This is a genomic window from Micrococcus luteus (genome assembly GCF_022664405.1).
Taxonomy (GTDB): Bacteria; Actinomycetota; Actinomycetes; order Actinomycetales; family Micrococcaceae; genus Micrococcus; species Micrococcus luteus.
This window is the reverse complement of sequence record NZ_JAKRLB010000011.1, coordinates 38,731-61,458: the sequence shown is the minus strand read 5'-3', so window position 1 is coordinate 61,458 and position 22,728 is coordinate 38,731. Positions and strand designations below refer to the sequence as shown.

17 protein-coding genes and 1 pseudogene are annotated in these 22,728 nt (G+C 72.8%); 13 read left to right on the top strand and 5 right to left on the bottom strand.

Going from position 1 to position 22,728, the window contains the following annotated elements; all coding sequences use genetic code 11:
• Positions 1-3: 3 nt before the first annotated feature.
• Genes MF605_RS06600 through MF605_RS06590 form a run of 3 tightly spaced genes read left to right on the top strand, consistent with a single transcriptional unit; the run spans position 4 to position 1,110 of the window.
• Positions 4-438, top strand: a complete 435-nt coding sequence (locus MF605_RS06600; RefSeq protein ID WP_010078748.1) for a Na+/H+ antiporter subunit E — start codon at positions 4-6, stop codon at positions 436-438.
• Complete coding sequence (locus MF605_RS06595) at positions 435-719, top strand: MrpF/PhaF family protein (protein WP_010078747.1); 285 nt, start codon at positions 435-437, stop codon at positions 717-719. Before MF605_RS06600 ends, MF605_RS06595 begins: the two co-directional genes overlap by 4 nt.
• A gap of 13 nt (positions 720-732) precedes the next feature.
• A complete protein-coding gene (locus tag MF605_RS06590) occupies positions 733-1,110 on the top strand; it encodes a cation:proton antiporter (RefSeq protein WP_010078746.1) in 378 nt (125 codons plus the stop codon).
• Between the two features lie 31 nt (positions 1,111-1,141).
• Here the strand turns inward: MF605_RS06590 and MF605_RS06585 are convergent, their stop codons facing one another.
• The gene (locus MF605_RS06585; RefSeq protein ID WP_010078745.1) at positions 1,142-1,660 is read right to left on the bottom strand and encodes a PaaI family thioesterase; all 519 of its coding nucleotides are present in this window, start codon (positions 1,658-1,660) and stop codon (positions 1,142-1,144) included.
• Between the two features lie 67 nt (positions 1,661-1,727).
• Here MF605_RS06585 and polA point away from each other — a divergent pair, with 67 nt between their 5' ends.
• From polA to rpsA, 3 genes are all read left to right on the top strand, one after another.
• Positions 1,728-4,541, top strand: a complete 2,814-nt coding sequence (gene polA / locus MF605_RS06580) for a DNA polymerase I (protein WP_134416978.1) — start codon at positions 1,728-1,730, stop codon at positions 4,539-4,541.
• Positions 4,525-5,898, top strand: a complete 1,374-nt coding sequence (locus MF605_RS06575; protein ID WP_134416977.1) for a GNAT family N-acetyltransferase — start codon at positions 4,525-4,527, stop codon at positions 5,896-5,898. Before polA ends, MF605_RS06575 begins: the two co-directional genes overlap by 17 nt.
• A gap of 142 nt (positions 5,899-6,040) precedes the next feature.
• Positions 6,041-7,498: a 30S ribosomal protein S1 gene (gene rpsA / locus MF605_RS06570; RefSeq protein ID WP_036315338.1), complete on the top strand. Its 1,458-nt coding sequence runs from the start codon at positions 6,041-6,043 to the stop codon at positions 7,496-7,498.
• Between the two features lie 135 nt (positions 7,499-7,633).
• Here rpsA and MF605_RS06565 read toward each other — a convergent pair whose 3' ends face one another.
• Positions 7,634-8,851 carry a class I SAM-dependent methyltransferase gene (locus MF605_RS06565; RefSeq protein ID WP_242821252.1) on the bottom strand — a complete coding sequence of 406 codons (1,218 nt, stop codon included), beginning with the start codon at positions 8,849-8,851 and terminating at the stop codon, positions 7,634-7,636.
• A complete protein-coding gene (locus tag MF605_RS06560) occupies positions 8,844-9,545 on the bottom strand; it encodes an IMPACT family protein (RefSeq protein ID WP_095695692.1) in 702 nt (233 codons plus the stop codon). Before MF605_RS06560 ends, MF605_RS06565 begins: the two co-directional genes overlap by 8 nt.
• A 154-nt stretch (positions 9,546-9,699) precedes the next feature.
• Between MF605_RS06560 and coaE (MF605_RS06555) the strand changes: the two genes are divergently transcribed.
• From coaE (MF605_RS06555) to MF605_RS06525, 7 genes and pseudogenes are all read left to right on the top strand, one after another.
• Positions 9,700-12,069 carry a dephospho-CoA kinase gene (coaE, locus tag MF605_RS06555; RefSeq protein ID WP_134416976.1) on the top strand — a complete coding sequence of 790 codons (2,370 nt, stop codon included), beginning with the start codon at positions 9,700-9,702 and terminating at the stop codon, positions 12,067-12,069.
• Positions 12,066-12,713, top strand: a complete 648-nt coding sequence (gene coaE / locus MF605_RS06550; RefSeq protein WP_036315330.1) for a dephospho-CoA kinase — start codon at positions 12,066-12,068, stop codon at positions 12,711-12,713. The genes coaE (MF605_RS06555) and coaE (MF605_RS06550) overlap by 4 nt, the downstream gene beginning before the upstream one ends.
• A 37-nt stretch (positions 12,714-12,750) precedes the next feature.
• The gene (gene uvrB / locus MF605_RS06545; RefSeq protein WP_036315328.1) at positions 12,751-14,880 is read left to right on the top strand and encodes an excinuclease ABC subunit UvrB; all 2,130 of its coding nucleotides are present in this window, start codon (positions 12,751-12,753) and stop codon (positions 14,878-14,880) included.
• 77 nt (positions 14,881-14,957) lie between these two features.
• Positions 14,958-15,596, top strand: coding sequence for a SatD family protein (locus MF605_RS06540; protein WP_044658956.1), 639 nt, complete (start codon positions 14,958-14,960; stop codon positions 15,594-15,596).
• A complete protein-coding gene (locus MF605_RS06535; protein ID WP_061867947.1) occupies positions 15,593-16,357 on the top strand; it encodes a hypothetical protein in 765 nt (254 codons plus the stop codon). Before MF605_RS06540 ends, MF605_RS06535 begins: the two co-directional genes overlap by 4 nt.
• A 49-nt stretch (positions 16,358-16,406) precedes the next feature.
• Positions 16,407-17,261, top strand: a pseudogene (locus tag MF605_RS06530) (TerC/Alx family metal homeostasis membrane protein); the annotation flags it as partial.
• 16 nt (positions 17,262-17,277) lie between these two features.
• On the top strand, positions 17,278-18,537 hold the full coding sequence (locus MF605_RS06525) for a TerC family protein (RefSeq protein WP_049147868.1): 1,260 nt from the start codon (positions 17,278-17,280) through the stop codon (positions 18,535-18,537).
• 52 nt (positions 18,538-18,589) lie between these two features.
• On the opposite strand, the gene MF605_RS06520 is transcribed toward MF605_RS06525, so the two are convergent.
• On the bottom strand, positions 18,590-20,056 hold the full coding sequence (locus MF605_RS06520; RefSeq protein WP_063189259.1) for an alpha/beta fold hydrolase: 1,467 nt from the start codon (positions 20,054-20,056) through the stop codon (positions 18,590-18,592).
• Between the two features lie 32 nt (positions 20,057-20,088).
• Positions 20,089-22,722 carry a DEAD/DEAH box helicase gene (locus MF605_RS06515; protein ID WP_134416975.1) on the bottom strand — a complete coding sequence of 878 codons (2,634 nt, stop codon included), beginning with the start codon at positions 22,720-22,722 and terminating at the stop codon, positions 20,089-20,091.
• Positions 22,723-22,728: the final 6 nt, after the last annotated feature.

Genomic DNA, 22,728 nt, shown 5'->3' with positions numbered 1-22,728 from the left:
CCCATGCACACCGTCGCCCCCGCCGACGGGACCGTCGACCTGGCGCCCGGCACGGCCTCCGCCGTGTCCTGGCCTTGGCGGTGGCTTGTGTTCTGGTGCTGGTACGCGTGGGCCCTGGTGACCTCTTCGAAGGCGGTCATCAAGGACCTCGTCACCCCCGGCGTCCAGGCGCGCTCGGGCATCGCCCGCGTGCGCAGCAACTGCCGCACGGACGCCGAGGTCACCCTGCTCTCGGCGCTGATCACCCTGACGCCCGGCACGTTGACGCTGGGCACCCGGCGTGCCGGCGCCGTCGGTGACGAGGACGGTGACCCGGACGCGCGGCGCCTGCTCTACGTGCACGGCCTGTACGCTGACGACGCCGACGCCCTGCGCGCGGAGATCCACGACATGGAGGCGCGCATGCTCCACGCGATGCGGAAGACGGGGGTGGCATGATGCCCTTCGCCTACGACTGGTCCCTGGTGGGGATCGACCTGGCCATCGCGCTGCTGACCGTGTCGGCGCTCGTGTCCGCGTACAGGATCGTGGTGGGCCCGCTCGACGCGGACCGCGCGGTCTCGGGCGACCTGCTCACGTTCAGCGTGCTCGGGATGCTCGTGCTGTTCGGCGTCCGGGCGGACAACCCGTGGACGTTCGACTTGGTCCTGATCGCCGCGGTCGTGGCCTTCCTGTCCGGCATGTCCCTGGCCCGCGCGCTCACGCGCGGCAAGCGTTGAGGAGGTCGCACCCGTGGACGTCGTCCTGACCGCCGCCGGCTCCGTGCTCGTGGTGATCGGAGCCCTTGCGTTCGTCACCGCGGGACTCGGTCTGATCCGGTTCCCCGACCCCTACACCCGCGTCTCCGCCGTGGGCACCGCCGGCGGCGTCGGGATGATCCTGATCGTGGTGGGCGCCCTGCTACTGGCCCCGGGGGTGGCCGCGTTCGTGAAGGTGGCCCTGATCGTGGTGCTGCAGCTGGGCTCGGCCTCGGTGGCCACCATGGCCCTGGGCCGCTCGGCCTACCTCACTGGGGTGCCCATGAATCCGGGGCACTACGACGAGCTCGCCGAGGATACCCCCGGCCGCGAGGGTGGCCGAGCGGCCCCGCGCCTTCCGGACATGGACTGAGGCACGGGCCGGCCCGCCCGGGCGGCGTGCCTCAGCGCGCGTCGAGGAGCATGTTCGTCATGCGCACGGTCGAGAGCCGCCGGCCCTGCTCGTCCGTCATCACCACCTCATGGGTGACGAGGGTGCCGCCCAGGTGGACGGCGGTCGCGGTGCCGGTCACGAGGCCCGAGCGGACGGCCCGGTGGTGCGTGGCGCTGATCTCGACCCCGACGACGTTGCGGTCCGGCCCGGCGTGGATCTTCGCGGCCATCGAGCCCAGGGACTCGGCGAGGACGAGGTGGGCGCCGCCGTGCAGCAGCCCGACGGGCTGCTCGTTGCCTGCCACGGGCAGGGTGGCGACGGCGCGCTCGGCCGTGAGCTCGAGGAAGCGCAGGCCCATCTTCTGGGCCAGGGGGCTGATCGCCGCGCCGCCGAGCGCGGCGACGAGCTCGGGCGTCAGACCGGCCTCGGCGCAGGCCGCCGCCAGCTCGGCGGGGCTCAGCTCGGGGGTGACGCCGGGGCGGTACACGCGGTCGGAGGCGGCGGGGGTGGTCGCGGTGTGCTCACTCATGAGCACTAGGCTGGCACACGCGACCGGTGCGCCCCGCGCCGCGCGCCGAGAGGAGACGTGAGCACCCATGGCGGCAGATCCGACCCCAGAGGCCCCACAGCGGCTGCTGGTCCTGGACGGGCACTCGATGGCGTTCCGCGCGTTCTACGCGCTGCCCGCCGAGAACTTCGCCACGGACACGGGCCAGCACACGAACGCCGTGTACGGCTTCACCGCCATGCTCCTGACCATGATCCGGCAGCAGCGGCCCACGCACGTGGCCGTGGCGTTCGACCTCTCCGGGCCCACGTTCCGCTCCGAGGAGTACGGTGAGTACAAGGCGGGCCGCTCCGAGACGCCCGCGGAGTTCGCGGGCCAGATCGAGCTGACCGTGAAGGTCATGGAGGCCCTGGGCATCCCCACGCTCACGCTGGAGGGCTACGAGGCCGACGACATCGTGGCCACGCTGTCCGCGCGCGCCGAGGAGGCGGGGTGGGAGGCCGTCGTCGTCTCCGGTGACAGGGACGCGTTCCAGCTCATCTCCGAGCGCACCACCGTGCTCTACCCCAAGAAGGGCGTCTCCGACATCCCGCCGATGGACGCGGACGCCGTCATGGCCAAGTACGGGGTCGCCCCCGCCCAGTACCCCGAGCTCGCGGCCCTCGTCGGCGAGGCCGCGGACAACCTGCCCGGCGTCCCCGGCGTCGGTCCCGGGTTCGCCGCGAAATGGCTGAAGCAGTACGGGGACCTCGACGGCGTGCTCGCACACGCGCACGAGATCACGGGCAAGAAGGGGGAGGCGCTGCGCGAGCATCTCGAGGACGTGCGCCGCAACCGCCGCCTCAACGCCCTCGTGCGCGACCTCGACCTGCCGATCGGGCTCGAGGCGATGCGGCTCGAGATGCCCGAGCGCGAGCCCGTGGAGGAGCTGTTCGACGCGCTGCAGTTCAACCGCATCCGGGAGCGCGTGTTCGAGGTGTTCGGCGAGCGGGTGGGCGAGGACGCGCCGCCCCCCGAGGTCGAGGCCGCCCCGGAGTTCACCGAGGCGACGACGGCCGAGGACGTGCGATCCTTCCTCGCCGCCGAGGCCGGCAACCTGCTCGGCGTCCACGTGGACGTCGAGGGCCCGGCCCTGCTGCCCCGCCGCAAGGTGCCCGTGCCCGGCACGTTCGGCACGCCCGTCGGCGTCGCGCTGGTGGGCGAGCACGCGGGCCTGCACGTCACCCTCGACGGCGACGCCCCGGACCCGGCGCTGGTCGGCGCCGTGCGCGAGGCCCTCGGCGAGGGCGGACTCGCCAAGGCCGTGCACGACCTCAAGCGCACGCTCAAGGCGCTGGCCGCGCCCACCGAGGGGGACGGGCTCGGCCGGGACGCGGCCCTGGACGGCGTGGTGGACGACGTGCTGCTTTCGGCCTACCTGATCCAGCCGGACCGGCGGGACACCTCGCTCGAGGCGCTGGCGGAGGCGCATCTGCACACCCCCCTCACCGCCCCGCGCGAGCCCGCTCAGCAGCGGGCGCAGGGGACGTTCGACCTCGACGGGGGTCAGGCCGCCGCCGAACGCGCGGACCGCGCCGCGGACGCCGTGCGGGCCGCCTGGGTGGTGCGCCGTCTCTCGACCCAGTTCACGCCCCAGGTGCTCGACCGCGGGGCCCAGCGGCTGCTGCAGGAGCTCGAGATCCCGCTCTCGCGGCTGCTCGCCCGCATGGAGCTGACCGGCATCGCCGTCGACGTCGACGCCCTGACCGGACTGCGCGAGGACTTCACCGTCGCCGCCGACGCCGCCAAGGAGTCCGCGTGGGCGTCCGTCGCGGAGGAGACCGGCGGGATGCAGGTCAACCTCGGCTCTCCCAAGCAGCTGCAGGAGGTGCTGTTCGAGCGGCTCAACATGCCGCGCACGCGCAAGACGAAGACCGGCTACTCCACGGACGTGGACTCGCTGCAGGACCTGCTCGAGCAGATCCGGCACCCGTTCCTCGAGAACCTGATGGCCCACCGCGACGCCACGAAGCTGCGGCAGACCGTGGAGGGGCTGCTCGAGACCGTCGCCCCGGACGGCCGCATCCACACCACCTACTCGCAGACCGCCGCCGCCACGGGCCGGCTGTCCTCGCTGCACCCGAACCTCCAGAACATCCCGGTGCGCACCGAGGCGGGCCGCCGCATCCGTGAGGTGTTCGTGGCGGACGAGGTGGCCGGCGAGCAGGCCGTGCTGCTCTCCGCGGACTACTCCCAGATCGAGATGCGCATCATGGCGCACCTGTCCGAGGACGAGGGGCTGATCCAGGCCTTCCGCGAGGGCGAGGACCTGCACTCGTTCGTCGGCTCGCAGGTGTTCGGCGTGGACCCGGACGACGTCACCGCCGAGCAGCGTGCCAAGGTGAAGGCGATGAGCTACGGCCTGGCCTACGGGCTGTCCTCCTTCGGGCTGTCCAAGCAGCTGAAGATCTCGGTGGATGAGGCGCGCGGCCTCATGAAGGGCTACTTCGACCGCTTCGGCGGCGTGCGCGACTACCTGCGCGACGTCGTCGCGCAGGCCCGGCAGGACGGGTACACCTCGACGATCGAGGGGCGCCGCCGCTACCTGCCGGACCTCAGCTCGGACAACCGTCAGCTGCGGGACATGGCCGAGCGCGCCGCGCTCAACGCCCCCATCCAGGGCTCGGCCGCGGACATCATCAAGCGCGCGATGCTCGACGTGCAGGCCGGCCTCGAGGAGCACGGGCTGGCCTCGCGGCTGCTGCTGCAGGTCCATGACGAGCTCATCCTCGAGGTCCCGGCCGCCGAGCTCGAGCAGGCCACGGCGCTCCTGAAGGAGCGGATGGGCCGGGCGGCCGAGCTCTCCGTGCCGCTCGACGTGCACGTCGGCCGGGGAAGGAGCTGGCATGACGCCGCACACTGACACACCGGAGGGTCCGTCGCTGCGGCGGCTGGCCGACGCCGCCGAGGCCCGGCTCGGCGAGCACGGCCTCGCGCTGCGCGACCTCGGGGTCCTCGGGCCCGAGGACCCTGCCGCATCGCACTTCGTGGCCGCGGTCGAACGGGGCTTCTACGAGACGGTGCCCACGGGCGCCGCGCTCCGCCAGCAGCTCGAGGCCCACGCGGCCGACGGACGGCGCCGGCTCGGCGTCTACGCGCCGGGGGACGACCCGGCGGCCCGCCGCCCCGCCGCCACCTTCGAGGACTTCGTGCAGCCGCTGACCACGTGGCCCGGCCGCACCGTCGACGCGTGGCTGATCACCGACGTGACCGTCTCGCCGGACGCCCGCCGGCGCGGCGTGCTGCGGGCCATGATGCTCAGGTCCCTCGCGGACGCCCGCGACGCCGGCCTGTGCGCGGCCGCCCTGACCGCGACCGAGGCCGCCATCTACGGCCGCTTCGGCTTCGGGGCCGCCACCCGGTGGCACGCCGTGCGGATCGACGTCTCGGGCGCCCCCGCGTTCACGGGCGCCCCGGCCGGCGGGCGGGTCACGGTCGAGGAGCCGCGCGAGATCCCCGGCCTCGTGGACGAGCTGTACGGGCGGGTGCTGCCGGCCACCCCGGGCTCGGTCCAGCGGACCTCGTTCAGCGTGCATCGCTGGGAGGACCGCGAGGCGAGTCGGAACGAGGGGCGCGGCTCGGGGCTGTACGCGGCGGTCCACCGCGACGACGACGGGCGGGTCCAGGGCGTCGCGCTGTATCGGTTCGAGGGCTGGGAGAAGGAGCCGCCCACGATCACCGTCACCGCGTTCCTCGCGGCGACCGCCGACGCGCGGCGCGGGCTCGTCCACCACCTGGCCCGACTGGACCTGGTCGAGCGGATCGAGTGGGGCCGCGCGCCCGAGCCCGGTTGGCTCGAGGCGCTCTTCGTCGACGAGCGGCGGGTGAGTCGGCACCGCGGCTCCGACGACCTGTACCTGCGGGTCCTGAACCTGCCCGCCGCCATGGCGGCCCGTGGCTGGGCGGGCGACGGGGAGGTCGTCGTCGCCGTCGAGGACGCGCTCGGCGCGATCGACGGGACGTGGCGGCTCACCGTCCGCCAGGGGCGCGGCGCCGCCGAGCGGTTGGGCCCCGCGGCCGACGCCGTGGGCCTGGGCGCGGGACTCCGGCTCGACGCGGCCCGGTTCTCCGCGCTCTGGCTCGGCGGGCACTCCCGCGGGGCCGGCGCCGCGGTGCTGGCGGAGGCCGGTGTCGTGGCGGAGCTGCGGGCCGGCGCGGCTGAGGCGTTCGACGGGCTTGTGCGACCCAGCCGACCCCTGCACACCCTCGTCGGCTTCTGATACGCTGGACGAGCACATTCGTGCGCATTTGATACATGTCCATCACGACCCACGCCGGGTGGGGCCCCTCTGGTGCCCGGATGCCGCCCACCGGCGGCATTGATCCCGACGTGACCCCCGATCCCAACGGAGTCCCTCCTACATGACCACCACTTCCAACGCCCCGCAGGTCGCCATCAACGACATCGGCTCTGCCGAGGACCTGCTCGCCGCCATCGACGCGACCATCAAGTACTTCAACGATGGCGACCTCGTCGAGGGCACCGTCGTCAAGGTGGACCGCGACGAGGTCCTGCTCGACATCGGCTACAAGACCGAGGGCGTCATCCCGTCCCGCGAGCTGTCCATCAAGCACGACGTGGACCCGGACGAGGTCGTGGCCGTGGGCGACACCGTCGAGGCCCTGGTCCTCACCAAGGAGGACAAGGAGGGTCGCCTGATCCTCTCGAAGAAGCGCGCCCAGTACGAGCGCGCCTGGGGCGACATCGAGAAGATCAAGGAGGAGGACGGCGTCGTCGAGGGCACCGTCATCGAGGTGGTCAAGGGCGGCCTCATCCTCGACATCGGCCTGCGCGGCTTCCTCCCGGCCTCCCTCGTGGAGATGCGCCGCGTGCGCGACCTGGCCCCCTACATCGGCCAGAAGCTCGAGGCGAAGATCATCGAGCTGGACAAGAACCGCAACAACGTGGTCCTGTCCCGCCGCGCCTGGCTCGAGCAGACCCAGTCCGAGGTCCGCTCCAACTTCCTCCACAAGCTGGAGAAGGGCCAGGTCCGCAACGGCACCGTGTCCTCCATCGTCAACTTCGGCGCCTTCGTGGACCTGGGCGGCGTGGACGGCCTCGTGCACGTCTCCGAGCTGTCCTGGAAGCACATCGACCACCCGTCCGAGGTCGTCGAGGTGGGCCAGGAGGTCACCGTCGAGGTCCTCGAGGTGGACATGGACCGCGAGCGTGTCTCCCTGTCGCTGAAGGCGACCCAGGAGGACCCGTGGCAGCTCTTCGCCCGCACCCACGCCCTCGGCCAGGTCGTGCCGGGCAAGGTCACCAAGCTCGTGCCGTTCGGTGCGTTCGTCCGCGTGGAGGACGGCATCGAGGGCCTCGTGCACATCTCGGAGCTGGCCTCGCGCCACATCGACACCGCCGAGCAGGTCGTGTCGGTCAACGACGAGCTGTTCGTCAAGGTCATCGACATCGACCTCGAGCGTCGCCGCATCTCCCTGTCCCTCAAGCAGGCCAACGAGGGCGTGGACCCCGAGGGCACCGAGTTCGACCCGGCGCTCTACGGCATGGCCGCGGAGTACGACGAGGAGGGCAACTACAAGTACCCCGAGGGCTTCGACGTCGAGACCAACGAGTGGATGGAGGGCTTCGAGACCGAGCGCGCCGCCTGGGAGCAGCAGTACGCCGACGCTCAGGCCCGCTGGGAGGCCCACAAGGAGCAGGTGCGCCGCTCCCTCCAGGAGGAGGCCACCGCCGGCGCCGACGCCGGTGCGGGCCTGGGCGGCTCGTCCTACTCCTCCGAGGCCCCGTCCTCGGACGGAGGCACCCTGGCCTCCGACGAGGCCCTCGCCGCCCTGCGCGAGAAGCTCACCGGCAACTGATCACCGCGGTGCGTGACCGTCCCTGACGGCCCGCGCCGAGCACCCGACGCCCCGTCCCTCCCTCCGGAGGGGCGGGGCGTCGTCGCGTCCCGGGGGGCTGGCCGTGGGGGAGCGGACGGGACCCGACGGCCGCGCTCAGCGGCGCTCGGAGACCGTCACGGTGAACGTGCGGTCGCGCGCCGTCTGCCGGGTCGGCCCGACGAGGTCCTCCAGCACCGGCCGGTACCGCAGGTGCGAGTTCCAGACGCACCACAGCCGGCCGCCCGGCTCCAGCACCCGCGCCGCGGCCGCCACCAGCCGGTGGGCCACGGAGGGGTCCACGGCGTTGCCGTCGTGGAACGGGGGATTCAGGAGCACGCACTCCTCCGTCCCGTCCGGCCACGTGGTCAGGGCGTCGTCGCGCACGGCCCGGACGCGGTCCGCCACGCGGTTCGCGCGGGCCGTGGCGAGCGTCGAGGCGACCGCCACGGCGGACTGGTCGGTGGCCAGCACGGTGACGTGCGGCCACAGCCGCGCCGCCCCGACCGAGAGCAACCCGTTGCCGCAGCCCAGGTCCACGAGGCGCCCCGGCGGGCGCGGGTCGTCGGCGAGCGAGGTGAGCAGCAGACGGGAGCCCGGGTCGGCGGCGGCTCCGCCGAAGGTGCCGGCGTGGGCTACCAGGTGCAGGCGCCCCACGCCGGGGACGTCGCGGTCGGCCCCCTCCGGCGGCCGGGGGGTCACGCCGGGACGCGGGCCCCGGGCCGTGAGCACGCGCGCCTTGCGGCGTCCCCGTCCGGCGACGACGTCCTCGAACGCCGCGCCGAGCACCGCGTTCATGCGCGGACTCATGTGCTTGTCGCGGCCGCCGGCCAGCAGGACCACGCCGGGGTCGGCCGCGCCCGCCGCGATCCGGGACAGCCGGTCGAGCTCGTCGAGCGAGCGGGGCAGCGGCAGCAGGACCGTCCGGGCGCCCCGGGCCGCCTCCTCGGGCGTGGCCGACCGCTCGAGCTCGCCCGTCTCCCCGCCGAGGCGACCGGCGGCGCGCCACGCGGCGAGGTTCGCGTCCAGCGAGCGCTCGGCGGAGGCGTCGTCCTGGTGGATCCGCACGTCGTGGCCGGCCGTGAGCAGGGGCAGGGTCAGCGCGCCGTGCCGGTCCTCCAGGACGGCCACCGGGCCGGGGACGTGCCCGCTCGCGATCCACCCGGCCAGGGTGTCGAGCAGGAGCAGGTCCGCCGCGTCGTGGGCCTGGCGGTCGGGCTCGGTCGGCAGCGGCCACCGATCCAGCGCCGCGAAGTCCACGCCCGCGGTGAGGTCGTCCGGCAGCCCGCCACGGGCGACATCGGAGGTGACCCCCCGGGGCAACGGTTCACTCATGGTCCACCCAGTCCTCTCCGATCCGCTCCGCATGCCCCGCGCCGGCCGTGACGTCCGCGAGCCGCGCCGCGAACGCCGCGCGGGCCTCCTCGGTGTCCGGCACGCCGACCGTCAGGCGGACCCCCGCGGCGCCGTAGCTCGCCTCCAGCACGGACACGCCCGCCGCGCGCAGCTCGTTCTCCCACCGGCCGGCGTCGGTGTGGGGCGCCTCCACCGCGAGCAGGGCCAGCCGGGAGCGGGTGCGCAGCGGGGCGGCGTCGAGTGCCCCGGACACCGAGTCCGAGTAGGCGCGCACCAGGCCCCCGGCGCCCAGCTTGATCCCCCCGAACCAGCGCACGACGACGGCGCACGCGTCCGTCAGGTCGGTCCGGCCCGGCGCGGTCTCGCGCTGGAGGACGGCCTCGAGCATGGGGACGCCGGCCGTGCCGGCGGGCTCGCCGTCGTCGCTGGAGCGCATCCGGTCCCGGGCGGGGCCGAGGACGAACGCGCTGCACACGTGCCGCGCGTCGTGGTGCCGGCGCCGCAGGACGGCGACCATCTCGCGGGCCTGCGCCTCGTCCTCGACGCGCCCGAGGTAGGTGAGGAAGCGGCTGCGGCGGATCTCCACCTCCCGTTCCAGCCAGCCGTCGGGGTCGCGGGCGGACGCCGGCAGGACCGTGCAGCGCGCGGTCGGGGCGGGGGCGGGATCGGGCATGACCCCACCCTAGGGGCTGGCCGAGGACGGGCACGCCGTCGAGCCCGGACGTGAGCTTCGGTACAGTGGAAGACCGTGCCACCCGGCACCGGCCCACCGGTGAGCGTGCACGCGTGCCGCCGCGGGCCTCCCACGACCCTGTCCCGGGAGACTCATGACTTCCCCGCTCACTCGCCTGCACGACACGTTGGGGCTCCGCACGAGTCCGGCGATCTTCTTCGGATCGGCCGCCGCGGTCGTCCTCTTCACCGCCGCGATGGGCCTGTTCCCGGGCCCGGTCCAGGCGGCCTTCGGCGTGGTCTCGAGCTGGCTGCGCTACGACGTCGGCTGGATCTACACCCTCAGCCTGACCCTGCTGGTGGCGTTCCTGTTCATCCTCGCCGTGACCCGGTACGGCCGGGTCAAGCTCGGCGACGACGACGCGGTGCCGGAGTACTCCGGCCTGACCTGGTTCGGCATGATGTTCGCCGCCGGCGTCGGCGCGGTGCTGATGTTCTGGGGCATCGCGGAGCCGATGAACCACTACGCCAACCCGCCCATGGCGGGGACGGAGCCGTTCTCCGACCGCGCGGCCTCGGAGGCCATGGCGATCGCGAACTTCCACTTCGGCATCCACATGTGGGCGATCCTGCTCGTCCCGGGCCTGTGCTTCGGCTACTTCACGTACAAGCGCAAGCTGCCCCCGCGCGTGTCCTCCGCCTTCCAGCCCCTCCTCGGCGATCGCATCCACGGCCCCATCGGCAAGACGATCGACATCATCGCCGTGGTCTCCACCGTGTTCGGCCTCGGCGTGTCCGTGGGCCTGGGCGCCCTGCAGATCAACGCGGGCATGAACTACGTGCTGGGCACCCCCGTGGCCGGCTGGGTCCAGGCGCTCATCCTGGCCGTCGTCACCGCCGTGGGCACGGCCTCCGTGCTGGCCGGCATGGACAAGGGCGTCAAGCGGCTGTCCTACGGCAACATCCTGCTGGCGATCGCCCTGCTCGTGTACGTCCTGATGTGGGCCGTCTCCAGCATGGACGTCATCCGCGGCACCGTGCAGGCGATCGGCGAGTACGCGTCGATGCTGCCCGTGCTCTCCACCTACAACGACACGTACAACTCGGGCCAGTGGTCCGGTGACTGGACCGTCTTCTACTGGGCCTGGACCGTCACATGGGCGCCCTTCGTGGGGATGTTCTTCGCCCGCATCTCGCGCGGCCGCACCATCCGCTCCTTCATCGCGGCCGGCCTCGGCCTGCCCACCGCGTTCGTCATCATCTGGATGGGCATCTACGGCTACTCCGCGTTCCAGTCGGACCGCGCCACCGCGCCGGCGCCGGGCCAGGGCGGTGACCTCACGCAGACGATCGTCACCGACGGCAACGTCCAGGCCGCCCTGTTCCAGCACCTGCAGGGCACGCCGCTCTACACGGTGGTCGCGGTCGTGGCGCTCGTGGTCATTACGCTGTTCTTCATCACCTCGATCGACTCGGGCGCGCTCGTGATGGACGCGATGGCCAATGGCCACGAGGATGCCGCGCCCCGCCGCCAGTCCGTGTTCTGGGCCGTGTCCATCGGCGCGGTCTGCGCGGCCATCATCCTCACCGCGGGCGAGAACGGCCTGGCGGCGCTGCAGGAGGTCATCATCGTGATCGGCCTGCCCATCCTGCTCATCACCGTCACGCAGGCCGCACTGCTGCTGCAGGCCCTGCGCGAGGACGCGGGTGCCGCGCGGCCCATGCGGACCCGCCAGTGGAAGCAGGTGCTGCCGGTCGAGGAGTACCGCCGCCGCGCCACCGAGGACGGCATGGACGTCTCGGACTTCGTGATCCGCCCCGAGTTCGAGGTCGGCACCGAGCCGGAGAACGACACGCACACCCCGAAGACGTGGCACCAGCAGCGCATCGACGCGGCCAAGGCCCTCGTCACCGTCGGCCTGACCGGCGGCATCGCCTCGGGCCGCACCGAGGTCGGCGCGGAGCTCGAGCGGCTGGGGGCCGTCGTCGTGGAGTTCGATGACCTGATGGGGGAAATCCTCGTGCCCGGCAGCCCCGTGCTCGAGGAGCTCCGCTCGGTCTTCGGCGAGGACATCGTCCGCGCGGACGGCACCCTGGACGCGCGCACCCTCAACCGGCTCACCGCCGAGAGCTCGACCGCCCGGACGCGCATGTACGAGATCGTCGCCCCGGCGGTGCGCGACGAGGCGAACCGCCGGGCTCGCGAGGTCGGCGAGGACTCCGTGCTGGTGGTCGACCTGGCCCTGCTGGCCGAGACCGGCTCCGAGCACGACTTCGACCAGGTGCTGGCCGTCTCTGCTCCCGCCGAGGTGCGTGTCGCCCGGCTCATGGAGTCCCACGACATGACCCGCGAGCAGGCCTGGGCCTTCATCGATGAGGAGGCGGCGGACGAGGAGCGGGCCGAGATCGCGGACACCGTGATCGAGAACGACGGCTCGCTCGAGGACCTGAAGGAGGCCGTCCGGGCATACTGGGAGGCCAAGATCCAGCCTCAGCTCGAGGCTGCCCGAGGAGAGCGCGTATGACCGAGACCGACCCGGTGGCCGAACGGCCGCGCGTCCATGTGGGCCTGACCGGCGGGATCGCCGCCGGCAAGTCCGCGGTGGCCCGCGTCCTGCAGGAGCGTGGCGCGCTCCTGGTGGACTCGGACGCCCTCGCCCGGTTGGTCCTCGAGAAGGGCACCGATGGGCTGGCCGCCGTCCAGGACGAGTTCGGGGACCGCGTCATCACCGCGGACGGTGAGCTCGACCGCGTCGAGATGGCCCGCATCGTCTTCGGGGACGAGGGCGCCCGACAGCGCCTGAACCGCATCGTGCACCCCCGGATCAGGGCTGCGGCCCGGCGCATCGTCGCCGAGGCCGGGCCGGACGCCGTCGTGGTCCAGGACGTGCCGCTGCTGGTGGAGACCGGGCAGGCGGACGCGTTCGATCTCGTGATCGTGGTGGAGGCTCCGCTCGAGGAGCGCCTGCGCCGGATGGTGGAGGACCGCGGCATGAGCCGCGCGGACGCCGAGGCGCGGATCGCGGCCCAGGCCACGGACGAGCAGCGGCGCGCCGTCGCGGACGTGGTCATCGTCAACGACGCCGACCTCGAGCGGCTCGCGTCCGTGGCGAACCAGGTGTGGGACCGGTTCCTCGCGCCCGGCGCGGCTGAGCCCTCGGCGGACTGACCGCCGGGGTGTCCGGGGCGCGACGTAGGGTTGTGCCATGAGCCTGGCCCAGAAGATCAACCGCGTCGTCGCCCCGTTCGAGGTCATCTCCCCGTACCAGCCCTCCGGTGACCAGCCGAAGGCCATCGCCGAGCTCGCCGAGCGCGTGGAGGCGGGGGAGAAGGACGTCGTCCTGATGGGCGCCACCGGCACGGGCAAGTCGGCGACGACGGCGTGGCTCGTCGAGCGCCTCCAGCGGCCCACGCTGGTGATGGTGCAGAACAAGACGCTCGCGGCGCAGCTGGCCAACGAGTTCCGCGAGCTGCTGCCCAACAATGCGGTCGAGTACTTCGTCTCCTACTACGACTACTACCAGCCCGAGGCGTACGTCCCGCAGACGGACACCTTCATCGAGAAGGACTCCTCCATCAACGAGGAGGTCGAGCGGCTGCGCCACTCGGCCACGAACGCGCTGCTGACCCGGCGGGACGTGATCGTGGTGGCCACCGTCTCCTGCATCTACGGCCTCGGCACGCCCGAGGAGTACATCGAGCAGATGGTCACCCTGCGCCGCGGTGCGGAGATGGACCGGGACGTGCTCCTGCGGCGGTTCGTGCAGATGCAGTACGTGCGCAATGACGTCGACTTCCACCGCGGCACCTTCCGGGTGCGGGGGGACACCGTGGAGATCATCCCCATGTACGAGGAGCTCGCGGTGCGCATCGAGTTCTTCGGGGACGAGATCGAGTCCATCCAGACCCTGCACCCGCTCACCGGCCAGGTGGTGCGCGAGGAGGAGGAGATGTACATCTTCCCAGCCTCGCACTACGTGGCCGGCGACGAGCGCATGGGCCGGGCGATCACCACCATCGAGGACGAGCTGCGGGAGCGGCTGCAGGAGCTGGAGTCCCAGGACAGGCTCCTCGAGGCGCAGCGGCTGCGCATGCGCACCACGTACGACCTCGAGATGATGCAGCAGATGGGCTACTGCAACGGCATCGAGAACTACTCGCGCCACATCGACGGCCGTCCCGCCGGCTCCGCCCCGCACTGCCTGCTGGACTACTTCCCGGACGACTTCCTGCTCGTGGTGGACGAGTCCCACGTGACCATCCCGCAGATCGGCGCGATGTACGAGGGGGACATGTCCCGCAAGCGCACCCTCGTGGAGCACGGCTTCCGCCTGCCCTCGGCCATGGACAACCGCCCGCTGAAGTGGGATGAGTTCCTCGAACGGATCGGGCAGACCGTGTACCTCTCCGCGACGCCGGGCGCCTACGAGCTCGGCCAGGCGGACGGCTACGTCGAGCAGATCATCCGGCCCACCGGGCTGGTGGACCCGCAGGTGGTGGTCAAGCCGACCGAGGGCCAGATCGACGACCTGCTCGAGCAGATCCGGGTGCGCACGGCCAAGGACGAGCGCGTCCTGGTGACCACGCTGACCAAGCGCATGGCCGAGGACCTCACGGACTACCTGCTCGAGGCGGGGGTGAAGGTCGAGTACCTCCACTCGGATGTGGACACGCTGCGCCGCGTGGAGCTGCTGCGGGAGCTGCGCAAGGGCACCTTCGACGTGCTGGTGGGCATCAACCTGCTGCGCGAGGGCCTGGACCTGCCCGAGGTCTCGCTCGTGGCGATCCTGGACGCGGACAAGGAGGGCTTCCTGCGCTCCACCACCTCCCTCATCCAGACCATCGGCCGCGCCGCCCGCAACGTCTCCGGCGAGGTCCACATGTACGCCGACAACGTCACGGACTCCATGCGGCGGGCGATCGACGAGACCGAGCGGCGCCGGGCCGTGCAGATCGCGTACAACGAGGAGCACGGGATCGACCCCCAGCCGCTGCGCAAGCGCATCGCGGACATCACGGACCAGCTGGCCCGGGAGGACGCGGACACCGCCGACTTCCTCAAGGGCATGGGGGGCGTGAAGTCCGGGTTCGACTTCGGCATGGGCCACCGCGGCCTCAGCTCACTGGACCGGGCCCCGGCCACGGGGGAGGGTGCCGAGGCCCCGGCGGTGGACCCGGCGTCGCTGCCCGCCAAGGACCTGGCCGATCTGATCGAGCAGATGTCGCAGCAGATGCACCAGGCGGCGGCGGACCTGCAGTTCGAGCTCGCGGCCCGCCTGCGCGATGAGGTCGGCGAGCTCAAGAAGGAGCTGCGGCAGATGAAGCGGGAGCAGTGACCGCCCGGCGCGTTCCGCGCCCCGGGGTGTTATGAAAACACTGATGAATATATTCATATCAGTGATAGTGTGACGCCATGAGCGCAGCACCCCCGGTCGCGGCCGTGATCGCGGACATCGTCGGCTCCCGCGCCCTCCCGGACCGGGAGCGCGCGCAGGAGCAGATCCTGGCCGCCTTCGCGGCCGCGGAACAGGACGTCCCGCCGCTGCGCCCCGCCTGGGCCAGCGTCGGCGACGAGTTCCAGGCGCTGCACCGCACCTGGCCGGACGCGCTCCGGCTGACCGTCCGCGTCACGCTCGCCCTGCCCCCGGGCCTCGACCTGCGCTTCGGGATCGGCCTGGGGCAGCGGCGGGCCCTGGACGCCGGCGGAGACGGCATCGAGGACGGCACGGCCTGGTATCGGGCCCGCGAGGCCGTCGAGCACGCGCACGAGCGGGCCGCCGGCGCCGCGACCGCCTTCCGTGCCGCGGACCCGTCCCTCACCGCCGCCGTGGACGGGCTCGCCCTGCTGCGCGACCACGTCCTCGGCCGGCTCAAGGCCCGCGAACGCCGGATCGCCGCAGCCCTGCTGGGCGGGGCGACCCAGGCGGAGGCCGCACGGGCGGAGCGGATCACGCAGTCCGCGGTGTCGCAGACCGTCGCGCGGTCCGGGATCGGCCGGCTGCTCGAGCTGGACGCCGAGCTCGCCGCCGCGGCGACGGAGGTCGCGCCGTGACCGCCCTCGCACTGCTCGCCCTGGGGCTGCACGACCTGCTCGACGCCGTCCTGCCCGGCGCCTGGCCCGCCCCCCGGCGGCGGTGGCTCGCCCGGGCCGGCGCGGCCGTGGCCGCCGTCCTCGCCGCGGTGCTGGTGGCCGTGCTGGCGCCGACCGGCGTGGCCGTCGCGGTGGGCGGCGGCCTGGTGTCCCTCGGCCTACTGATGGGCTGGACGTGGCTGCACCCGGACCGGCCGCTCGGGGTGGTCGCGGTGGTGGCCACGGTCGGCCTGGTGGCCGTGCTCGAGTCGACCCTGGCGCCCGCGGGCCTGCGCTCCGCGCCACCGGCCCTCACGCTGCCGGCGGTGGCGGTGGCGCTGACCGAGACCGGCAACCGGGTCACCCGCGCGGTCCTCGCCCTGGCGGGCCGGTCCGCCGACGGGGGCGACGAGGAGGCGGAGGACCCCGCGGCGGAGCCCACGACCGTGCCGTCCGCCGCGCCCACGGACCCCGCGGCCGACGGCCTGCGCGGCGGTCGCTACATCGGGCCCATGGAGCGACTGCTCATGGTCGTCCTGGGGCTCGCGCAGGCCTATCCGGTGATCGCGGCCCTGATGGCGGCCAAGGGCATCGTGCGCTTCCCGGAGATCTCGGCGGACCGCGGAGCCGGCTCGCGCGCGGAGGAGTTCCTCATCGGCTCCCTCGCCAGCTGGGGCCTGGCCGCCGCCGGCGCCGTCGTCGTCTGGCTCGCCCTCGGCTTGACCGCCCCCGGCGCAGCCTGAGACCGGGCCCACCCGCATCCGCGCGCGGGACCGCACCCGTCTAGACTGGCGCGGCCCCCACGAGCCCTCCATGAAGGAGGCCGGCCTGTGGATCGGGTTCTACGTGGCGCTGGCGCTGGTCTTCGCGGGGCTGCTCTTCGCGGGGCTGCTCTTCGCCCTGGGCGATGCGCAGCACGGCACCGAGTTCCTCGCCGGCTGGGTCACCGAGTACAGCCTCAGCGTGGACAACCTGTTCGTGTTCCTCATCATCATGGCCAAGTTCCAGGTGCCCCGCCGCTACCAGCAGGAGGTGCTGATGGTGGGCATCATCATCGCGCTGATCGCCCGCGCGGTGTTCATCGCGGTCGGCGCCGTCGCCATCGAGCACCTGACGTGGGAGTTCTACATCTTCGGCGCCTTCCTGCTCTGGACCGCCTGGCAGCAGCTCAAGGACGACGGCGGGGACGAGGAGTCCGAGCCGGGCGTCGTGGCCCGCCTGACCCGCCGCCTCAACGTGGCGCCGGACTACGACGGCAACCGACTGCGCACCACCGTGGACGGCCGGCGCATGTTCACCCCCATGGTGGTCGTGTTCATCACGATCGGCCTGACGGACGTGATGTTCGCGGTGGACTCCATCCCGGCGATCTTCGGCCTCACCCAGAACTGGTTCATCGTCCTGACCGCCAATATCTTCGCCCTCATGGGCCTGCGCCAGCGGGCCCGACGACGCCCCGCTCCGCCCGCCGCGGGTCGGGGCGTCGTCGTGCGACCGGGTAGACTGACCGGCGACGTAGGGGAGTATCCCGAACACTGTGGACGTCAGCACGCCGCGGCCGCCGAGAGCGCGCCGCCGGCCGGACACAGGGGCCCGGGCCGCGGCCGCGGCGGGCGGAGAGACTTGCGGCACCGTCCTGACCCCTGACGCCGAGAGGTGACCCGTGGAAATCAACGGCCTGACCTGGGGCCTGACGATCGCGCTGATCGTCGGGCTCCTCGCGTTCGACTACTTCGCCCATGTCCGCAAGGCGCACACGCCGTCGATCCGGGAGGCCGCGATCTGGTCCGGCGTCTACGTCGGCCTCGCGCTCGTCTTCGGCCTCGTGTTCTTCGCCTTCGGCGACACCCAGCACGCGGTCGAGTACTACACCGGCTACCTGCTGGAGAAGGCGCTCAGCGTCGACAACCTGTTCGTCTTCCTGGTCATCATGGCCAGCTTTCGGGTGCCGCGCGAGTACCAGCAGAAGGTGCTGCTGTTCGGCATCACGTTCGCGCTGATCTCGCGCACCCTGTTCATCCTGCTGGGCGCCGCCGTCATCGCCGCGTGGTCGGACGTGTTCTACCTCTTCGGCCTGTTCCTGCTGATCATCGCCGGCGGCCAGCTCAAGGGCGAGATGTCCGGCGACGCCGAGGGCGCCCAGGACGAGGCGGACAACGTGATGGTCCGCCTCGTCAAGCGGTTCCTGCCCGCCTCCGAGCAGTTCGACGGCGACCGCCTCTTCACGACGGTGGACGGCAAGCGCCTCATGACGCCGATGCTCCTCGTGATGATCGCGATCGGCGCCACGGACATCCTCTTCGCCTTCGACTCCATCCCCGCGATCTTCGGCGTGACCCAGGAGGCGTACATCGTCTTCACCGCCACGGCGTTCTCGCTCATGGGCCTGCGCCAGCTGTACTTCCTGATCGACGGCCTGCTCGACCGCCTCGTCTACCTGGCCTACGGGCTCTCCGCGCTGCTGGCGTTCATCGGCGTGAAGCTGATCCTGCACGCCCTGCACGAGAACAACCTGCCGTTCATCAACGGCGGCGAGAACGTGCCCGTCGTCGAGATCCCCACGACGCTGTCCCTCGTGGTCGTCGTCGTGATCCTGGCGATCACCGTGGCGATCTCCCTGGCCTCGCCGAAGGGCCAGGCCCTGCGGGCGCTGCAGAACGCCGAGAAGTACTCGTACCGGTACTCGAAGCTGCCCGAGGACGCCGACCCGGCCGAGCGCGAGCGCGCCGCCGCCCTGATGGATCGCTGGACGGCCCGGGCCGAGGCCGTGGACCAGCGCTGGCGCGACCAGCTGCTCGAGCACAAGGACGCGTGGTCGGCCATCATCCGCACGGCCCACGAGACCCGGCTCGCCGATCCCCGTGACGACGACGCGCGCGGGGTCTCCGAGCAGATCGTGCGGCAGGACGGGCCCACCGTCTGAGCCGATCACGGCGCCGGGGAGCCCTCCGCCGGCGCCCGGGCCCCCGGGCCGGTCAGTCGACCGGGTCGGGGGCCGTCGTCGTCCCGGCGCCGTCCGGCGCGGTCATCGCCAGGAGCCGCTCGAGGATCGCCGGTCCGTCGTCGGCGATGCCGTCGTGGTGGAAGGCGTCGGTCTCCCACACCTGCAGGCCGCGGACGCGCCGCGCCGTCTCGAGCGAGAGGTCCCGGTCCACGTACACGTCGTCGGCGTAGACCGCGGCGGCCACGGGGACGGTGTTCTGCGCCAGGGCAGCCACGTCGTAGAGCGGGCCCCACTGCGTGCGCTCGGCGAGCAGCCGCGCCGTGCCGGCCAGGGGCCGCAGCCGGGGGTCGACCTCGACGGACCAGGGCATGACGTGTTCGCCCGTGGGCAGCGGGACCGTGGTCGCCTCCGGGTCGAAGTCCGGGTGCTCGGCGAGCATCCGGGACGCCGACCAGCCGGTGTCCGCCCGGCCGCCGGCCAGGTCCGCCGGCTGCGCGTAGATCGCCTCGTGCAGCACGGTGTAGAGCGGGTTGACGAGGCGGTCGTCCTGGTCGGCGACGGCGGCCAGGAACGTCTCGGACAGGCGCGGCGCGGGTCCGGTGCGGTCCACGGCCTCGGCGAGGACCCAGTGCAGGCGGTCCACGCGGGTGTTGCCGCCCAGCAGCATGCCCAGACCCTGGGCCCGTCCCACGGTGAGCGGCCCGCCGCCGGGCAGGGGGATCGGGGCGCCCGCGGCCTCGGCGGCGCGGATCAGCCCCACGGCCTCCGACCACGCGTCGCGGTCGGCCGGGTGCCGGTCGAAGAACTCCTCGGTGCGGGCGCGCATCCGGGCGTAGGTGGCCCGGTAGACCCGGTCGGCGTGGCCGGTGAGCGGGGCGAGGCCGCCGGTCACCAGGCTGCGCTGCAGGCCCTCCGGGTGGAAGGAGAGATAGCTCAGCGTGCAGAACCCGCCGAAGCTCTGGCCCAGTGTGGTCCACGGCCCGGCGCCGAGGGCGAGGCGCAGCATCTCGGCGTCCCGCACGATCGAGGGCGCCCGCAGGTGCACCAGGTGCTCGGCGCGCGCCTCGTCCGTGGCGAAGGCGCCCGGGGCGGTCAGGGTCGCCACAGTGGCCGGGGTCGAACGCCCCGTGCCGCGCTGGTCCAGCAGCAGCACGCGGTGGCTCTCGGCCAGCGCGCCGAGCCAGCCGCTCAGGCGCGCCGGGCGGGGCCCGGCACTGCCGGGGCCACCCTGGAGGTACAGGGCCCAGGGGCGCTCGCCCTCGGGGTCGTCCTTCGCCCGGATCTCGCGGGCGAAGACGGTCAGCGTGCCGCGCCCGTGCGGCCCGACGCCGGTGCCCGCCGCGTCCTGCGCCTCGGCCTCGGCGAGGCCCAGCGCGTGGTCGATCGGCACCGAGAACCAGTGGTCCACCGTGACGGTGCCGTCGTAGAGCTCGGTGCGCTCGCCCACGCGGTGGCGGGCCGGCTCGAGGGGAGCGAAGCCGCGCGGGTCGCCCGCCACGGGCCGTCCTGCCGCCCGAGCGTCCCCGGCGCTCACAGGCCCCACCCGGACTCGGGCGCGCCCACGGAGACCACCCGGATCACGGGATGGCCCGCCTCGTCGGAGGCGTCCAGGTCGACCACGGCGTTGATCCCGTGGTCCAGGTCCCCGTCCGGGTCCTTCAGGACCTGCCGCACCGCCCACCAGCGCGGGCCGGCCAGCTCCAGCGGGGCGGCGACGTCGGGGGCCGCGGCCACGCGGAACAGCTCGGGGCCGCGCGCGGCGGGGCCGTCGTCGATGTCCTCGTGGTCGTCGAAGTAGGCGTCGAGGGCGTCGGCCCAGTCGTCGGCGGACAGCTCGCCGGACAGGCGCGCGAGCGCCTCGTCCCGCTCGTCGCCGAACAGGCGCACCCGCTGGAACATCGCGTTGCGGACCATCACCCGGAACACGGGCTCGTTGTCCGTCAGGCGAGGCGGGGCCGGCGGCTCGAGCGCCTCCATGTCCCGGCGCAGCTCGTCGATGTCCCCGGCCACCAGGTCCTCCCACTCCTCCAGGAGGGACGAGTCGGTCTGCTTCACCATCTCGTCGAGCCAGTCCAGCAGCACCTGGAGCTCCTCGGTGCGGGCCGCCTCGGGGACGGTGTGGCGCAGTGCCTTGACCGCGTCCGTGAGGTAGCGCAGCAGCACGCCCTCGGACCGGGCGATCCCGTAGAACCGCACGTAGTCGCCGAAGCCCATGGCCCGCTCGAACATGTCGCGCACCACGGACTTGGGGGTCAGCTCGAACTCCGCGAGCCACGGGGCGTCCTGCCGGTAGAGCTCGAACTGCTGCTCGAGGAGCTCGGCCAGCGGCCGCGGGTGGGTGATCTCGTCGAGGGCCCGCATGCGGTCGTTGTAGTCCATGCCCTCGGCCTTCATGGCGGCCACGGCCTCGCCCTTGGCGTGCTTGACCTGGGCGGAGAGCACCTGGCGCGGCGGGTCGAGGGTCGCCTCGATCACGGAGACGACGTCGAGCGCGTGGTCGGGATCGGCCGGGTCCAGCAGGTCGAGCGCGGCGAGGGCGAAGGGGGAGAGCGGCTGGTTGAGCGCGAAGTCCGGCTGCAGGTCCACCGTGAGGTCCACGGTGCGGCCCTCGGCGTCCGGCTCGGGCAGACGCTCGACGACGCCCGTGGCCAGCAGCTCCCGGAAGATCCCGAGCGCGCGGCGCATGAGCACCGCCTGGCGGGCCGGGGTCTCGTGGGTGCCGCGCAGCAGGCGCCGGACCGCGATGACCGGGTCGCCGGGCCGGTCGAGGATGTTCAGCAGCATGGAGTGCGTGATCCGCATGCGGGAGACCAGCGGCTCCGGCTCGGCGGAGACGAGGCGCTCGAACGTCGCCGGCCCCCACGAGACGAAGCCGGCCGGCGGGGTCTTGCGCTTGCCGGACTTCACGGACTGCTTCATGCGCTTGGCCCGCTCGGCCTCGTCCTTGACGTTCGCGAACTTCGCCGCGGCCTTGCGCTCGGCCGCCTTGTTCTCGATCACGTGCTCGGGGGCCTGGACCACCACGGTGCCGGAGGTGTCGAAGCCGGCCCGGCCCGCCCGGCCGGCGATCTGGTGGAACTCGCGGGCCTGGAGCAGGCGGGTCTTCTCCCCGTCGAACTTGGACAGCGCGGTGAGCAGCACGGTGCGGATCGGCACGTTGATCCCGACGCCGAGCGTGTCCGTGCCGCAGATGACCTTGAGCAGCCCGTCCTGGGCCAGCTTCTCCACGAGGCGGCGGTACTTGGGCAGCATGCCCGCGTGGTGCACGCCGATGCCCGCCCGGACGAGGCGGTTGAGCGTGTGCCCGAAGCCCGCGGAGAAGCGGAAGCCGGCGATCCGCGCGGCGATCGCCTCCTTCTCCTCCCTGGACGTCACCGAGATCGAGGACAGCCCCTGGGCCGTCTCCACGGCGTCCAGCTGCGAGAAGTGCACGATGTACACCGGTGCCTGGCGGGTGCTCACGAGCTCCTCGACCTTCTCCTGCAGCGGCACCTCGGACCACTCGAACGTCAGCGGGATGGGGCGCTCCGCGTGGGCGACGACGGCGACCTCGCGCCCGGTGCGCTCGGTCAGGTCCGCCTCGAGGCGGGTCGTGTCGCCGAGGGTGGCCGACATCAGGAGGAACCGGGCCTGCGGCAGCTCGAGGAGGGGCACCTGCCAGGCCCAGCCGCGGGAGGGGTCCGCGTAGTAGTGGAACTCGTCCATCACCACCGTGCCGATCTCCATGCCCGAGCCCTCGCGCAGCGCGCGGTTGGCGAGGATCTCGGCCGTGCAGCAGATGATGGGCGCGTCACCGTTGACGGTGGAGTCGCCCGTGACCATGCCGACGTTCTCCGCGCCGAACACGTCCACCAGCGCGAAGAACTTCTCCGAGACGAGCGCCTTGATCGGCGCCGTGTAGTAGGAGACGGCGTCGTGGGCGAGCGCGTCGGCGTGCGCGGCCAGCGCCACCAGGGACTTGCCGGAGCCGGTGGGCGTCGCCAGGATCACGTGCCGGCCCTGGACCAGCTCGAGGGCGGCCTCCTCCTGGGCGGGGTAGAGCGAGATGCCGCGGTCCTCGGTCCAGGCAGCGAAGGCCCCGAAGACGTCGTCGGCGTCCGGGGTCGGCGGGAGCGCGTCGATGCGGTCGGTCAGCGAGGGCGGGTTCGTGGCGGCAGAAGTCATCGCCCC

Excerpts from the sequence above, each read along its gene's own strand:
- uvrB (WP_036315328.1), top strand. The coding sequence starts at position 12,751 with ATGAGCCTGGCCCAGAAGATCAACCGCGTCGTCGCCCCGTTCGAGGTC.
- MF605_RS06540 (WP_044658956.1), top strand. The coding sequence starts at position 14,958 with ATGAGCGCAGCACCCCCGGTCGCGGCCGTGATCGCGGACATCGTCGGC.
- coaE (WP_134416976.1), top strand. The coding sequence starts at position 9,700 with ATGACTTCCCCGCTCACTCGCCTGCACGACACGTTGGGGCTCCGCACG.
- MF605_RS06575 (WP_134416977.1), top strand. The coding sequence starts at position 4,525 with ATGACGCCGCACACTGACACACCGGAGGGTCCGTCGCTGCGGCGGCTG.
- MF605_RS06515 (WP_134416975.1), bottom strand. The coding sequence starts at position 22,722 with ATGACTTCTGCCGCCACGAACCCGCCCTCGCTGACCGACCGCATCGAC.
- MF605_RS06560 (WP_095695692.1), bottom strand. The coding sequence starts at position 9,545 with ATGCCCGATCCCGCCCCCGCCCCGACCGCGCGCTGCACGGTCCTGCCG.
- rpsA (WP_036315338.1), top strand. The coding sequence starts at position 6,041 with ATGACCACCACTTCCAACGCCCCGCAGGTCGCCATCAACGACATCGGC.
- MF605_RS06585 (WP_010078745.1), bottom strand. The coding sequence starts at position 1,660 with ATGAGTGAGCACACCGCGACCACCCCCGCCGCCTCCGACCGCGTGTAC.
- MF605_RS06600 (WP_010078748.1), top strand. The coding sequence starts at position 4 with ATGCACACCGTCGCCCCCGCCGACGGGACCGTCGACCTGGCGCCCGGC.
- coaE (WP_036315330.1), top strand. The coding sequence starts at position 12,066 with ATGACCGAGACCGACCCGGTGGCCGAACGGCCGCGCGTCCATGTGGGC.
- MF605_RS06595 (WP_010078747.1), top strand. The coding sequence starts at position 435 with ATGATGCCCTTCGCCTACGACTGGTCCCTGGTGGGGATCGACCTGGCC.
- MF605_RS06565 (WP_242821252.1), bottom strand. The coding sequence starts at position 8,851 with ATGAGTGAACCGTTGCCCCGGGGGGTCACCTCCGATGTCGCCCGTGGC.
- polA (WP_134416978.1), top strand. The coding sequence starts at position 1,728 with ATGGCGGCAGATCCGACCCCAGAGGCCCCACAGCGGCTGCTGGTCCTG.